7 protein-coding genes and 1 pseudogene are annotated in these 13,088 nt (G+C 39.6%); 3 read left to right on the top strand and 5 right to left on the bottom strand.

All coding sequences use genetic code 11. From position 1 onward, the window contains the following. Positions 1 to 69 precede the first annotated feature (69 nt). Positions 70 to 1,005: a hypothetical protein gene (locus tag HMPREF0659_RS11905; protein ID WP_013265438.1), complete on the bottom strand. Its 936-nt coding sequence runs from the start codon at positions 1,003 to 1,005 to the stop codon at positions 70 to 72. Between the two features lie 136 nt (positions 1,006 to 1,141). Beyond that, positions 1,142 to 2,623 (bottom strand): proline--tRNA ligase, encoded by a 1,482-nt coding sequence (gene proS / locus HMPREF0659_RS11900; RefSeq protein ID WP_004359175.1) that lies wholly within the window; start codon positions 2,621 to 2,623, stop codon positions 1,142 to 1,144. A gap of 377 nt (positions 2,624 to 3,000) precedes the next feature. Here proS and HMPREF0659_RS11895 point away from each other — a divergent pair, with 377 nt between their 5' ends. Continuing rightward, positions 3,001 to 3,678 carry an OmpA family protein gene (locus tag HMPREF0659_RS11895; protein WP_013265686.1) on the top strand — a complete coding sequence of 226 codons (678 nt, stop codon included), beginning with the start codon at positions 3,001 to 3,003 and terminating at the stop codon, positions 3,676 to 3,678. Between the two features lie 723 nt (positions 3,679 to 4,401). Here the strand turns inward: HMPREF0659_RS11895 and HMPREF0659_RS11890 are convergent. Together HMPREF0659_RS11890 and HMPREF0659_RS11885 are read right to left on the bottom strand one after the other, a co-directional pair. Next, a complete protein-coding gene (locus HMPREF0659_RS11890) occupies positions 4,402 to 7,032 on the bottom strand; it encodes a hypothetical protein (RefSeq protein ID WP_044046145.1) in 2,631 nt (876 codons plus the stop codon). Then, on the bottom strand, positions 7,029 to 7,895 hold the full coding sequence (locus HMPREF0659_RS11885; RefSeq protein ID WP_013265500.1) for a GLPGLI family protein: 867 nt from the start codon (positions 7,893 to 7,895) through the stop codon (positions 7,029 to 7,031). Before HMPREF0659_RS11885 ends, HMPREF0659_RS11890 begins: the two co-directional genes overlap by 4 nt. Positions 7,896 to 8,593: 698 nt before the next feature. Between HMPREF0659_RS11885 and HMPREF0659_RS13055 the strand changes: the two are divergent. Both HMPREF0659_RS13055 and HMPREF0659_RS11880 read left to right on the top strand, forming a co-directional pair. Beyond that, a pseudogene (locus tag HMPREF0659_RS13055) lies at positions 8,594 to 8,757 on the top strand (aminotransferase class I/II-fold pyridoxal phosphate-dependent enzyme); the annotation flags it as partial. A 46-nt stretch (positions 8,758 to 8,803) separates the two neighbouring features. Then, a complete protein-coding gene (locus tag HMPREF0659_RS11880) occupies positions 8,804 to 9,502 on the top strand; it encodes a TetR/AcrR family transcriptional regulator (RefSeq protein WP_013265249.1) in 699 nt (232 codons plus the stop codon). A 265-nt stretch (positions 9,503 to 9,767) separates the two neighbouring features. Here the strand turns inward: HMPREF0659_RS11880 and HMPREF0659_RS11875 are convergent, their stop codons facing one another. Continuing rightward, positions 9,768 to 12,677, bottom strand: coding sequence for an outer membrane beta-barrel protein (locus HMPREF0659_RS11875; protein ID WP_013265422.1), 2,910 nt, complete (start codon positions 12,675 to 12,677; stop codon positions 9,768 to 9,770). Between the last annotated feature and the right edge of the window lie 411 nt (positions 12,678 to 13,088).

The following is a 13,088-nucleotide window of genomic DNA, read 5'->3' as shown; positions in this document are numbered from 1 at the left end:
TCCGTGTGACATTATTTCAAAGTTCAAAACTTAGGCGACTGACTTATCACTCCAAATTTCTGAAGATGCTTATTTCCAACTCTTTTCTACCAATTTAGTAACAGATTTGATGGTCATTTCCATTCCCATCATCTTTGTTTTCACGTCCGTACTGTATTCCGTAGCCCAACCACTGTTGAGGAGTTTGGTAGTAGAAGTACCGTCGACATCCATTTTTGCCATACCCATCTGCTTCATTCTTTCCCAGTTAGCATCGAGCTTTGAAACCATACCTTCGTCAGCACCCGTCTGCTTCATCTTGTCTATAAAGAAGGCTTTGACATCGTCTTCGGTCATATTGCCCTTAATCTTACCAATGATATTGAGTGCGTTTGGTTCCTTGTTTACCTCGTAGGTTACAGAGGTTTTAATGCCTTGCATATTCATTTCTCCTTTGTCACCCGTCTTGAGTGTCTTACCAAAAAGAATAAAGAAAGTATTGTTTTCAACAGACTTGATGAAAGCTTCTTTGGTGAGTTGGTTGTTGACAGACATAGCCATCTTATACTTAGGCAGCGCCTTCTCCATTTCAGGTTTGGCTTTATAGAGCGAGTCAATAAGTACCATTGCTAATTTGCTGGCCTTTGTTTGGACTTCACTATAATTCAAGATGTCCTTCACCTTTCCGTTAGCATCTGTCTTTAGGAGCAATGGAATATTACCGAGGTATTGGTCCATCATGTTTATCATCTGCTGTGCAACCTCCTTATTGCCTTCCATCTTCACATTGGTTGTCGTCATTTCGATGACATAACCATCTGTAGTAGCATCTTTTACAGTAATCTTAGTTTTGCTGTTTGTCTTTATGCTTTCAGAGTTTCCAGCCATCGGAACACTGAGTTTAATATCAGCTACGCTCTCATAGGTAGCTTGGTCGCCTTTTTGGAAGTTAGCCTTGATTAAGGTCTGGGCGTTCAACGCTGTTACAGCGAGGAGTAAAACGAAAGTAAAAAGTGATTTTTTCATAAGGCAAATGTTATTTAATTAGGATTTTAGACTTTAGAATAAAAAGATTAACGGCTCCAGAATTTATAAGCATTCGTTGTTAGTCCTGCCTTTATAAATATCCTGAAGCCGTTAAATCTATGCGTATTATTGACGATTAGTATGATCTTGCGATGATGACACGATACTTAGCAGGCTTGCCGCTTACCATGTCGACGCCCGGTGTCTGCTCGAACATATAAGGGACACAACGGATAGTTGCCTGCGTGTCTTCCTTAATCTTCGCCTCAGTCTCCTCAGTACCATCCCAGTGGCAGAGGAAGAAACCGCCGTCCTTCACCTTCTCCTTGAACTCCTCATAGTTCTCACACTCGTAGATGTGAGCATCACGGAAGTCCTTAGCCTTCTTGAAGATGTTGTCCTGAATCTCGTCGAGGAGGTTCTTGATACGCTCAACAATGCCGTCAAAGCTTACGCTCTCCTTCTCTAATGTGTCGCGACGCATCACCTCGATAGTGTTGTTCTCCAAGTCACGACCACCCATTGCGAGGCGTACTGGCACACCCTTCAACTCGTAGTCAGCAAACTTAAAGCCCGGACGCTTGTTGTCGGCATCGTCATACTTAACGGTGATACCCAACGCGCGGAGCTGATCGATCACTGGCTGCAACTTGTCGGTGAGCGCCTTCAACTGCTCCTCACCCTTGAAGATTGGTACAATAACCACCTGAATAGGTGCAATCTTTGGAGGAAGAACGAGACCGTTATCGTCAGAGTGGGTCATGATGAGCGCACCAATCAATCGGGTACTAACACCCCATGAGGTAGCCCATACATACTCTGGCTTGTTCTCCTTATTAAGGAAGGTGACGTCGAATGACTTAGCGAAGTTCTGACCCAAGAAGTGAGAAGTACCACTCTGGAGAGCCTTACCGTCCTGCATCATTGCCTCAATCGTATAGGTATCCAACGCACCAGCGAAACGCTCAGTCTCACTCTTCACACCCTGTACGACAGGGACAGCAAGCCACTTCTCAGCGAAGTCAGCATAGACACGCAACATGGTCTGTGCCTCCTTCTCAGCCTCCTCACGTGTAGCGTGAGCCGTGTGACCCTCCTGCCAGAGGAACTCAGATGTGCGGAGGAAAGGACGCGTACGCATCTCCCAACGCATAACATTACACCACTGGTTGCACATCAATGGCAGATCGCGCCAAGAGTGAATCCAGTTTTTATAGGTATTCCAAATGATTGTCTCACTGGTAGGACGGATAATCAGCTCTTCCTCCAACTTTGCGTTAGGGTCAACCTGCACTGCATTGCCATCCTCTGTAGCCTTCAGACGATAGTGAGTAACCACGGCACACTCCTTGGCAAATCCCTTTACGTGCTCAGCCTCACGAGAGAGGAAGCTCTTAGGAATCAGCATTGGGAAGTAAGCATTCTGTACACCTGTCTCCTTAAACATCTTGTCAAGCTGTGCCTGAATCTTCTCCCAGATAGCATAGCCGTATGGCTTGATAACCATACAACCACGTACGGCAGACTGCTCAATCAAGTCTGCCTTTATTACCAAGTCATTGTACCATTGAGAGTAGTTGTCTGCTCTCTTGGTCATCTCTTTTAGTTCTTTTGCCATAAATATATTATTCTATTTTTTATTTTGCACCTTTAGGGGATTTCCCATGCTATTATAGGCATTTCCCTTTTGCGAGTATGCCCTGAAACACTAACTTTGCACACAGATACGGCTGAGAATGTCAAGAACAAAGGGAACCCCGTTCCCACTTGCTGATACCAGCCTATCCTTTGCAAAAATAATGCAAATGAGTGCAAACGAAACTTGCTTCACTTTGCCGAGTTAGCTTTATTTTTTGCAAAAATACAAAAAAATGTTGGCAATGCGTGCCCAATGGCATATATTTGTTTAACTTTGCACGAATTAAAATGAATTAAGGTGCGGCTAAAAAGCCAAACCGAAAGGTAAAAGATATTAATCAATAAATACGTTTGATTATGAAGAATATGAAAATGATGGCAGCAGGAATGTGTCTCCTCACTGTCGTAAGTTGTCAGACAAAGCAAGGTACAGGTGCATTAATCGGAGGTGGCGGTGGTGCAGCATTAGGCGGTATCGTCGGTCAGATTATAGGTCGTAATGGTAAGAGTACAGCTATTGGTGCAGCTATCGGTGGTGCAATAGGTGCTGGTGCAGGTGCCCTCATCGGTCGTCACATGGACAAGGTAGCACGCGAGGCAGCACAGCAGTTGCCAAATGCACGTGTCGACAAGGTGACAGATGCTAATGGTTTAGACTGTGTGAAGGTTACCTTCGACTCTGGTATCCTCTTCCCATTGAACGGTTCAAACCTCAGCGCATCAGCTAAGAACGACCTCACAAAGTTCGCTTCTTTGATGCAGCGCAACTCTAACTGTGACGTTGCTATCCAGGGTTACACTGATGCTTCTGGTAACGACAACATCAACCTCCCATTGTCACAGCGTCGTGCTGATGCGGTATCATCTTACCTCAAGGGTCGTGGTGTAAGCAGCCGTCAGATTCGTTCAGTACAGGGCTTCGGTAGTGCCAACCCTATCGAGAACAAGACAGTTAGTCAGGCTAACCGCCGTGTAGAGGTTTACCTCTATGCATCATCTGAGATGGTTCGTCAGGCAAACAACGGTTCATTGTAATCCATTTGAAACATTGGGACTTGCGTCTCGTAAGTCCCAACAAACTTTGCAAAATATATACTCAAGAAAGGATATTGCTTCGGCAGTATCCTTTTTTTGTGTTGACGAGTTAACGAGTGGACAAGTTAACGAGTTAATAGCGATAGGGGGGACTGAGACAGAGTATTAGAAGACAAAGTAACAGAAGAACGTTGTTTGACCTTTGAACTTTGAACTTTGATTTTTTGAGATTTACCTTTTGAAATATTATTACATCCTGTCCAGAAAAAGTGAGGAAAAGAGCTAAAAACAAGTATTTTTAGTACCGTTATAAGTACCTTGTTATCAAGTGGATGCAGGAGAATATTTTAAAAGGTGCTTAGTAACGTTTCAAAAGGGCGTTAGTAAGGGGACTAAAGAGCATCTTTAGCAAGCCAAAAGGGCGTTAATTGCAAGCCGTTTTATGGTCTTTACAAAATCAGCATGTGAAAAATTCTAACAAAAAAAGGGGGACTTCATAAGATTAGAATGATTAAGGTTTGCCTTTTACGTTTAGGACTTTAAGAAATGGCACGCAGAGGCACGGAGTGAATAGAGGATTTAATATACAACTCTTCCAAATCAACAAAGGCACCGTCGCTCTTTGTACCGTCGGCACCTCCGTGATATTGCCTTTACCTCCGTCCCCTACGTAACTCCGTGTCCCTTATTATATAAGATTTTTAGTTTATATTTCGGAAAATCCTATAACAGTTTGAATCTCATAGAAAAAGCAATATGGCGTGGGCGTAGATAACTCGTATTGGTAAACATATCCAAACCATTGTAGGTTACACGAGTGAATACCGAACGGTTAAAAAGGTTTACGGCATCCAGTTCATAATCAATATGCTTAGTTTTGTATTTTACTTTAGCATCGCCAAACCAACAATGTCTATCCTTAGCTGTAATGTTATTATAATTATCCTCTACGGCAAAATTCAAAATCAAACGTGACGTAGGATAGATGTTCATATCAAGACGAATAGTAGAGTTGTTTACTTTTTGAGCCTCATCGGCACTTGACACATAGCTGCGGCTTTGTCCGAATGCATATGCAGTGGCAATGTTCAACCAAGCTACTGGTGTGAATACTAAATAGGTAGAAGTACTCCAATAACGAGAACGCACATCTGTAGGCATATTCTGAATTAACGTACGTGTATTTGTCAATCCATAACTTCCCACTAATTTTAGGGTTGTACGCCAAAAATTAAAGCCTTTGCTTGCTTCGGCATTAACACCTAATTGGTCTTCATTATGAGAAAATGGCGTAAGCCGGCTTAAAGTTTGTATGCCATCATATTCAATACTTGTTACATCATTACTGTGCGTATGAAGCCATGAAACATTTGTATTTATGAAAAACTGACGATAAGTATTCTTGTGGTAAAGGGCAAAGGTACTATACAGTGTTTTGCTTCTACTTGCTTCCTCTACTATTCTACGTTGAAACATACGATAGTTATACATTATCATTCCCTTACCAGCCTGTGCTTCATTATCAATTATATGATAGTAACTGCTGTTGAGAACAAACCATGTATTTTGTGATGGGATAAATCTCACTTCTATTTTAGGACTGACGAAGGGATGCGTCCATGTTCGATTGGTTTGTAATAATCTGTCGTTCAAATTCTGTAAATTCAAAGCAACTGGTAAGTTCAAAGAGAAAAACCATTTCTCCAAATCAATCTGAGTATACTGTTCAACGCCCACTTCATATTTGTTAAACCTATATGAATTTGAAGGATTAGGATTTTCAAATCCTTTCAATTCAGATTCAACCTGTTGAAGATTGATATTAGTATAGAAATTGTAGTCTAATTTAAAAACACCCCATTTCCAACCAAGTCCTGTGAATGCCTTCATGTTGAAGTTCTTCAAAGTATAATCTTGTACAAGAGAGTCGGCAAGACTTCTATTTATAAAAGAAGTGGGGGTTATAGATAGCATATAAGGCTTCTGAGTATAGCCTGCAGCTAAATGAAAAGTATATGACTTTTTTCCTGTGTTATGTAAAAAATGAAATGTATTTTCGATGGTGAATGAGGGACTTTTTAAGTGCTGATAAATGCCTAAAGGTGTCCCTCTCCCGCTTTCCATAGTTCCACTTCCATCCTTACTATTCCAGTCTACATTAAGATTTAACTTATCCAACAAGTAATTCTTCGTTTTGTTTGCCTGATACCTTGCGGAAGCAGATAGGTGGTGTATATGGCTGATTGCCTCTGCTGACTCACGAATCGACATTCTTTGCGTAGGATTCATGTAATAATCACTCACACTCTCACCCCATTCACGGATGCGATCTTCATGATAGACAGCATTAAGAGTAATGTCAGTCAGACTATCCAACTTCCATATCTGATTGGTTGAAAACACATGAGTATGGTTTTGTAAATATCTATTTTGTTGAATGCCCGGAGATGCCATCATCTTTAGCGATAGAGGAATACTTCCGTAAAACAATTCGTGACCATTCTTCTCTTGGAATTCCTTTGCAACATCATTTCCGATATTATTTCCCTTGTAAAGGGTTATATTCTGCTGCTTCTTGCCAAAGTACATTCCCACAAGCTCACCCTGCCATAAGAAGCGGTCACCTCTACCAGCTTCTTCACCTCCTGCCCCTACCATTGCTGTCAGCGCAAAAGTTCCTTTAGCATCTTTACGAAGTTTAATATTAATAGCGACATCACTGCTCGGAACTAAGTCCTTCATAGATCGTACGGGCTGATGGTTTTGCATTATCTGTACAGTTGCCACATCCTGTGCCGAAATATTAGAGGTAGCAATGTTATAACGGCTTTGAAGCAAGTCCATATTCTCTACATAGAATTCTTTGATTTTCTTGCCATTATAGGAAATACTGCCATCCTCAGAAACTCCAATACCAGGCATCTTCTTTAGAACATCGACAATAACGCGGTCGTTATTATCACGATAGGCAGCTACATTATAATTCAAGGTGTCGCCTGCTTGACGAATCTTTTCAGCTTTAACGACAACCTCCTTCAGCCTTAATGCTTTTGAGTCTACAGTAAAATCAACTACTTGCGACTTATTAGCTATTACACGAGTCACATTGCCAATATTCATACCCGACACTGTCAATACAAGTGAATCAGCTTCGCCTGTATACTCCAGTTTATAGAGACCCTTGGCATCTACGTCGGCATAGCTTTCTGTGGTTCCAGAACTCTTCGTTGATAGCATCACAAATGATTCTACCGTTTTCCCTTTACTATCTTGTACATGCCCCGTAATAACTGTCTGTGCAGAAGATATACTCGAGATGAATATAAATAAAAAGAAAGTAAATAGCTGTTTCATTCTAATTCCAGTTGATTATAAGGATAACGTTTTGTAATAGGCTGACCTTGTGCATTAAATCTACCAAACAGTTCATTAAACTTCACGTTATAATCACGTTGCATTTTCCAAACATTTGCACGAGTAGTATCTTTGAATTTCTTTTCATCCAATTGCAAAATAGGAAATTCTCCATTTTCCACACCAACTGCCTCCCATGTGTAGAGATTTTTTGTATCATACACTTTCATAATAAGACCGGGTAATCCTCCAAACTTCCATGGACCAGACCTCAAGGGTATTTGTTGTGTAAACCAAGCTACATAGTCGCGACCTCGCCAATGACATGTGGCACTCTGGCATTCATATCCGCAAATATTTTTCTTATCCTTCCCAAGTGTCCATTTCATAGATGGGTAGGATTCCTTATATCTCCATTGCTGTGATTCTACCAAAGGCATTACAGCCCACTCTGTTAACTCATTGCCATGAACGAAGATTTGAGAATACTGGTATTCTGTCCAATAATCCTTCATCCTGCCTCTCAGATTTAGCTCACTGGGATAAAAGCCTGCATCAGCATGCTCTTTCATCCAGTTTAATAAAGCTTTATTACTTTCAGAAAGGAAATAACTTGAATATTGAGTCAGTTTGCCATCTGTAAGAAGTTGTCCACAGTCAATCCACGTATCCATATCATTCAAATCTTGTGCTTGAAAAGCATACCTGATACGGATTTTACTCGTCCCAACTTTTTTCATATTCCTTATTCCATATTCGAAGGGTGAAGGAAGTGTTGCCTTACCTTGTTTTTGCTGGGCAGATATATTACCACAAAATGGTAGGAGTAATATTAAGAGTAATAGTTTGTGATAGGTTTTCATATTTTATTCTCAATTTTTGATTCGTATTGTTCACAAGAGGTATGGGGTAATAGAGATTCCTCTAAATTATCTTTTAGGTAAAGAAATAACGCTTGCTTGTAGGTTGTAAATCCAGAAGATTCTTTCTAAGATATATCAAGAAGTAGAGCATTTTAGCCATATCCTACGTTTTTGTCTGATCATACTCTGCCCAATAATGATTAGAGTTCTTGGATGAAAAGAACCAAATGGATTTTACAGGCATAAACCGAACTTTTCTATCAGTTTGCCTGCAAGTATATTCTCTACAAGAGATGTGTTTCATAATTTAAAACTTGTCTATCAATCGTATTCTTTATATTAACACGCTGCGAATATACAAATATAAATTGTTTAAAACAAGAATTTTTCTTATTTTCTTTAGAATTTGTTTTTTTTATTAGCATTTTCACTATATTTGTAGTACTATTTACTAACTATACAATATTGATATGTACAAAAGATTATTTCATTAAAAGGATTTAGAGATTACTCCAAACGAGAATGTTATCGAACATTACCATAACTTCCAGTGTCTTTTGCAGTATATAAGAAATACAATTGTCTTCTTATGTTGGATAATGCCCATGTTGAAGTTATGAGAAACGGCAAAGGAACAGCTGAATATTATAAATGCTTGGGTAAGGTGGCTATAATATAGGTTGCTTCTTATCAGTCATTTTCCATTTATGGACAGAGATAATAAAAATATATACGAAATCGCAAAAGAATTACAGAAAAGATGTATCTTTGTAAGCGGTATCACATACCCTGCAGTAAGAACCAAGGAAACACGACTTAGAGTCAGTGTATTGCTTCCCACGAGATTGAATAGTTAGAGTAATTAGTGACCGCTCTTTTGGAAATCAGAAAATCAACACCTTATTTAGATGGCAGAAGAAGAAAATAAACCCAAAAGATACAGAAGGACAAACGTCAACATACAGGCTGACATTGTCAAGGCAGCAGAAAGTCTTATCAAGAAAAAAGGCTTTGCATCAATGTTGGTGACAGAACTCATTAAAAAAGCCAAAATAGAACCGCTTGTTTTCTATAACAGATATGATAATCTTAGCGAATTTTATGATGAATTCGTTAAGAGATACGACTATTGGTTTAAGGATGTCCTGACTGATATTCCATTTCCTACTGATTCCGAATTAGGTTATATCGACATCTTCAAGGATGTGCATAAGTCACTTCAAGACAAATCCGTAATGCTGGAATTACTGCGTTGGGAAATAGCAGAAGGAAATGAAACTACGGTTCGTACAGCTATGCTTAGGGAAATGCACACATTACCTCTTGTCAATACTTACAAAGGGAAATTTAAGGATATAGATATATCTGCTATATCTGCATTGATTATTGGGGGAATATATTACCTTAATCTCCACCGTGATAGATCGAAATTTGCCGATATTGATTTGAAGACCGAGCAAGGCAGGAAACGTATTGAAAAAGCTTTGGAGGAACTTGGACACATGATATTCCACTACCATGAAGCAAATGATTATAAACAAGTTGTGGCTAAAAGAATGAAAGAAAATGGCATCAACGATGAAATCATAAAAAAGTGTTTGGATTAAACGAATTATTATACTTTGAACTTTAACGTATAAGACTACGAATTAGTATACATTGAGGTTTGAACTTTGAACTTTATGATATGAACCTTTAATGACTACGAATTACGCTAATTACGCTAATGCTTATTGTAATGTAATTCGTGTCATTCGCGCAATTCGTAGTTTCAAATCATAAAGTTCAATGTTCAAACCTCAAAGTTCAAAGGATAAAAAAAGTTCAAAACTCAAAGTTCAAAGTTCAAAGTTCGGAAGGGTCTTATACTTTTCATTTTTTCTTAGGAATAATATTGAAGTGATAGACGGCATGTAGCATCACGTAGCGGGGAATAACATTACTGTAAGTTTCTGTGATTCCTTGTGCATTCATCGTCCGTGTGACATTATTCAGCTGACCAAGAATGTCGAAGCCATCAAGCAATAAGGTAAGCTGTCCTTTGAAGAATGAGCGTGACAGACGGGCGTTCCACACCAAATCATCGCTATTCATCGACTTATCTAAATAACCTCGGCGACTATACATTGTCAGGTCTGTCCCAAGTCGGAAATCCCATGGCAACTGTAATTGTGCTGTTAAGCCGTAATTGAAATCACTCACATTAAATGCCTCAAAGTCTTCACGAGTACCATCGACATGTGCCCAGTTTCCTTTACTAATGAAACCAATGGAAGATTGCCCAAGCCTATAGTTCAACTGTAAATCACCAACGTAGTTTAACGATTCTACTATGCTCCTATTAGATGCAGACGTGCCTGCCAAACCAATAAGGTCGACACTCTTCTCATATCTTAATCCAGCCATAGCTTTAAAATCCAACTTGCGATTTTTGGTCAATGGTCCAGCACCACCTAAAGCAAGCTGACCTCGCCAATTACCATTCACATTGTCTGGTCTGAATGTTCGCTGTCCTGTAGCCTTGTCGTAGGTATAGCCCATAGCAATAGCGTTAACAGTGGGGATATATTGAGCCTCTATTAACCACATCAGCCCTTTTTTCGGATATATACGTAGGAAGTGTGATATAAGTTCGTGCTTATAGGATGGTTTCAAGTTGGTATTACCCATTGTTACGTTTAATGGATCAGTGGTATTGAGGATGTTTACAAACAGGTTCATGTCTGGAGCTTGCCCGTTCACATGATATTGAAACATGAATTCATATTTGTGATCAGTACTACGCCATCTGATGAACGTACTATTCATATTGTAAAGTATAGAACGTTTCGTAAAAGTCGTATCTACATTTCCACTATGATAATGCATCGTCCGTGAAAGCAGCGATAAATTAGGTACAAGCTGTGCCCACCACTCCGACTTCGTCGTTTTCTTATTCCATACAAGAAAGGCACCGAGGGTATGGGTATTATCCGTCTGCCTGCTGTCATAACTATTATGAATATCCATTACTCTGTTATAAGCATCCACAGAAGGGAGTATTCCAAGCTCGTGCTCTGAATTAATTCCCCAATCTGCTAACTGGTCAAGACGATAGAGTGAAGAATATCGGTTTGAGGTAGTCCGATTGTATTTATAACTAAAGTCGAAGAACAAGCCACGCTTTACTAAATAGCTGTAAGTCACTTTACCTGTCATGCTGTAGCCGTGGTCAGGACGGTTGTTGAAATATCGATTGCGGAAGTCTGTATTACTTTGCAGACCATTGGTATAATAATCAATGCGGTTACGGTCAAAGCTATTCTCATTAGCATGCCTCAAAGAAGCGTCAGCATAAAGGGTGATATGGTCGGGAGAATGCTTGAACTTAATTAACGACTCCATCGAAACCGAACCTTCTAAAGAATGTCCAATTGATAATCCATTGCGAAGATTTCTGTTAATGGCTGTGCGAATCAACTCCCTGCCTATCACTGGTGTGTACAAACTATCCAACTGCGCCTTTGAGAAAGACGTAAAACTACGATTAAGCGTCAGCGAAGAATATCCGCTTTTATTGTTATAATATTGGTAGTTAAAACGTGGCTTGATATTCAAGTTGGCATTCTTAAACTCAAAATAAAACTGATGATCGGTGGAGAGAGAAAAATTGTGATTTCTATTATTAGCTACCATACGGTCGTATGTATCTCCGTTAGCAAGGAAATTTGTACGATTAGTGTTATTTACTATCGTGTTATCAGCATGCCTAACCTGTGCATTTCCACTAAGTTTATACTTACCACTGCGTGCATCTATATTATAGTCAAGACCTCCTAACTGTTGCTGTGTCAACCCACCAAAAAGATCAGAAGGCGACCAATTGTCATTCTCACCGGGCTTACGATCGTCGTTTAGATTGTTCATATTTCCATAGACAGCCAAACGGGAGTGATCAGTAAACCGCATAGCAAACAGACGAGCCAAGTAGCGTTCCTTTGTCCCTCCACCAGTTTCCACATTACCTACCCATCCAATGTTGTATTGCTTTTTCAGTTGAACATCCATCACGTATTTCTTGTCTCCTGCCACCTCTTGCCCGAGAAAAAGACTATTTTCACCAAGACGGTCATACACCTTTACTTGGTTTACCATATAAGTAGGTAGATTCTCTAACATAACAGTATTATCTCCACGGAAAAAATCTTTTCCATTGAGAAGTAAACTCTCAACAAACTTTCCATTAACATATATGCGTCCATCCTTGCTTAGTTCAGCACCGGGCAACTGACGAATAAGGGCATCGAGCATAGAGCCTTCACCTAACTGGAATGCGTCGGCATTATAAACAATCGTGTCGCCTTTATGATAGAACTTCACCTTTGTAGCCTTAACAACCACCTCCTTTAAGTCTACTGTTTTCGGTCGTTTCAGAAAGATGGTACCAACTTCTCTGCTTACCTCTCGCTTATAAAAGTGATGCAGTGGTAAGGTTACGTAGGTAGGTATAAAACCATCTTCGGTAACGCGAAGGATATAATCACCCTCCTTACGTGGAATCGTTATCCTATATTCAGATGTTTTCCAGCTCTGTTCGCCATTCTGATATTCTTCAAGAGCCTTCGTTGAAGCAACGATTGAGCTGTCATTAGCATTTAGCACTTCAACTAAGCAGCCAGGGACATCTACATGAGTAACAAAGTCTTGCACTCTACCTTCAATGGTAATAGTATTGTCTGAGGTTTGTGCTGATATGCAGACGGTAAGGCATAACAAAATTAAAGCTGTACAAAAGGTTTTCATATTTTATTCTCAATGTTTGATTCGTATTGTTCACAAGAGGTATGGTGTAATAGAGATTCCTCTAAATTATCTTTTAGGTAAAGAAATAACGCTTGCTTGTAGGTTGTAAATCCAGAAGATTCCTTCTAAGATATATCAAGAAGATAGAGCATTTTAGCCATATCCTACGTTTTTGTCTGATCATACTCTGTCCAATAATGATTAGAGTTCTTGGATGAAAAGAACCGAATGGATTTTACAGGCATAAACCGAACTTTTCTATCAGTTTGCCTGCAATTATATTCTCTACAAGAGGTGTATTTCATAATTTAAAACTTGTCTATCAATCGTATTCTTTATATTAACACGCTGCGAATATACAAAATGTTTTTTTTTAAACAAGAAAAATCGTTATTTTTTTTCATTGTCGCT

Source organism: Prevotella melaninogenica ATCC 25845, from assembly GCF_000144405.1.
Lineage (GTDB): Bacteria > Bacteroidota > Bacteroidia > Bacteroidales > Bacteroidaceae > Prevotella > Prevotella melaninogenica.
Note: the sequence above shows the minus strand (reverse complement) of the source record. Positions and strands in the feature narration are given on the sequence as shown.

What these genes read in the sequence shown, in the direction of transcription:
- HMPREF0659_RS11875 (WP_013265422.1), bottom strand. Translation starts at nt 12,677, where the DNA reads ATGAAAACCTTTTGTACAGCTTTAATTTTGTTATGCCTTACCGTCTGC.
- HMPREF0659_RS11880 (WP_013265249.1), top strand. Translation starts at nt 8,804, where the DNA reads ATGGCAGAAGAAGAAAATAAACCCAAAAGATACAGAAGGACAAACGTC.
- HMPREF0659_RS11895 (WP_013265686.1), top strand. Translation starts at nt 3,001, where the DNA reads ATGAAGAATATGAAAATGATGGCAGCAGGAATGTGTCTCCTCACTGTC.
- HMPREF0659_RS11905 (WP_013265438.1), bottom strand. Translation starts at nt 1,005, where the DNA reads ATGAAAAAATCACTTTTTACTTTCGTTTTACTCCTCGCTGTAACAGCG.
- HMPREF0659_RS11890 (WP_044046145.1), bottom strand. Translation starts at nt 7,032, where the DNA reads ATGAAACAGCTATTTACTTTCTTTTTATTTATATTCATCTCGAGTATA.
- HMPREF0659_RS11885 (WP_013265500.1), bottom strand. Translation starts at nt 7,895, where the DNA reads ATGAAAACCTATCACAAACTATTACTCTTAATATTACTCCTACCATTT.
- proS (WP_004359175.1), bottom strand. Translation starts at nt 2,623, where the DNA reads ATGGCAAAAGAACTAAAAGAGATGACCAAGAGAGCAGACAACTACTCT.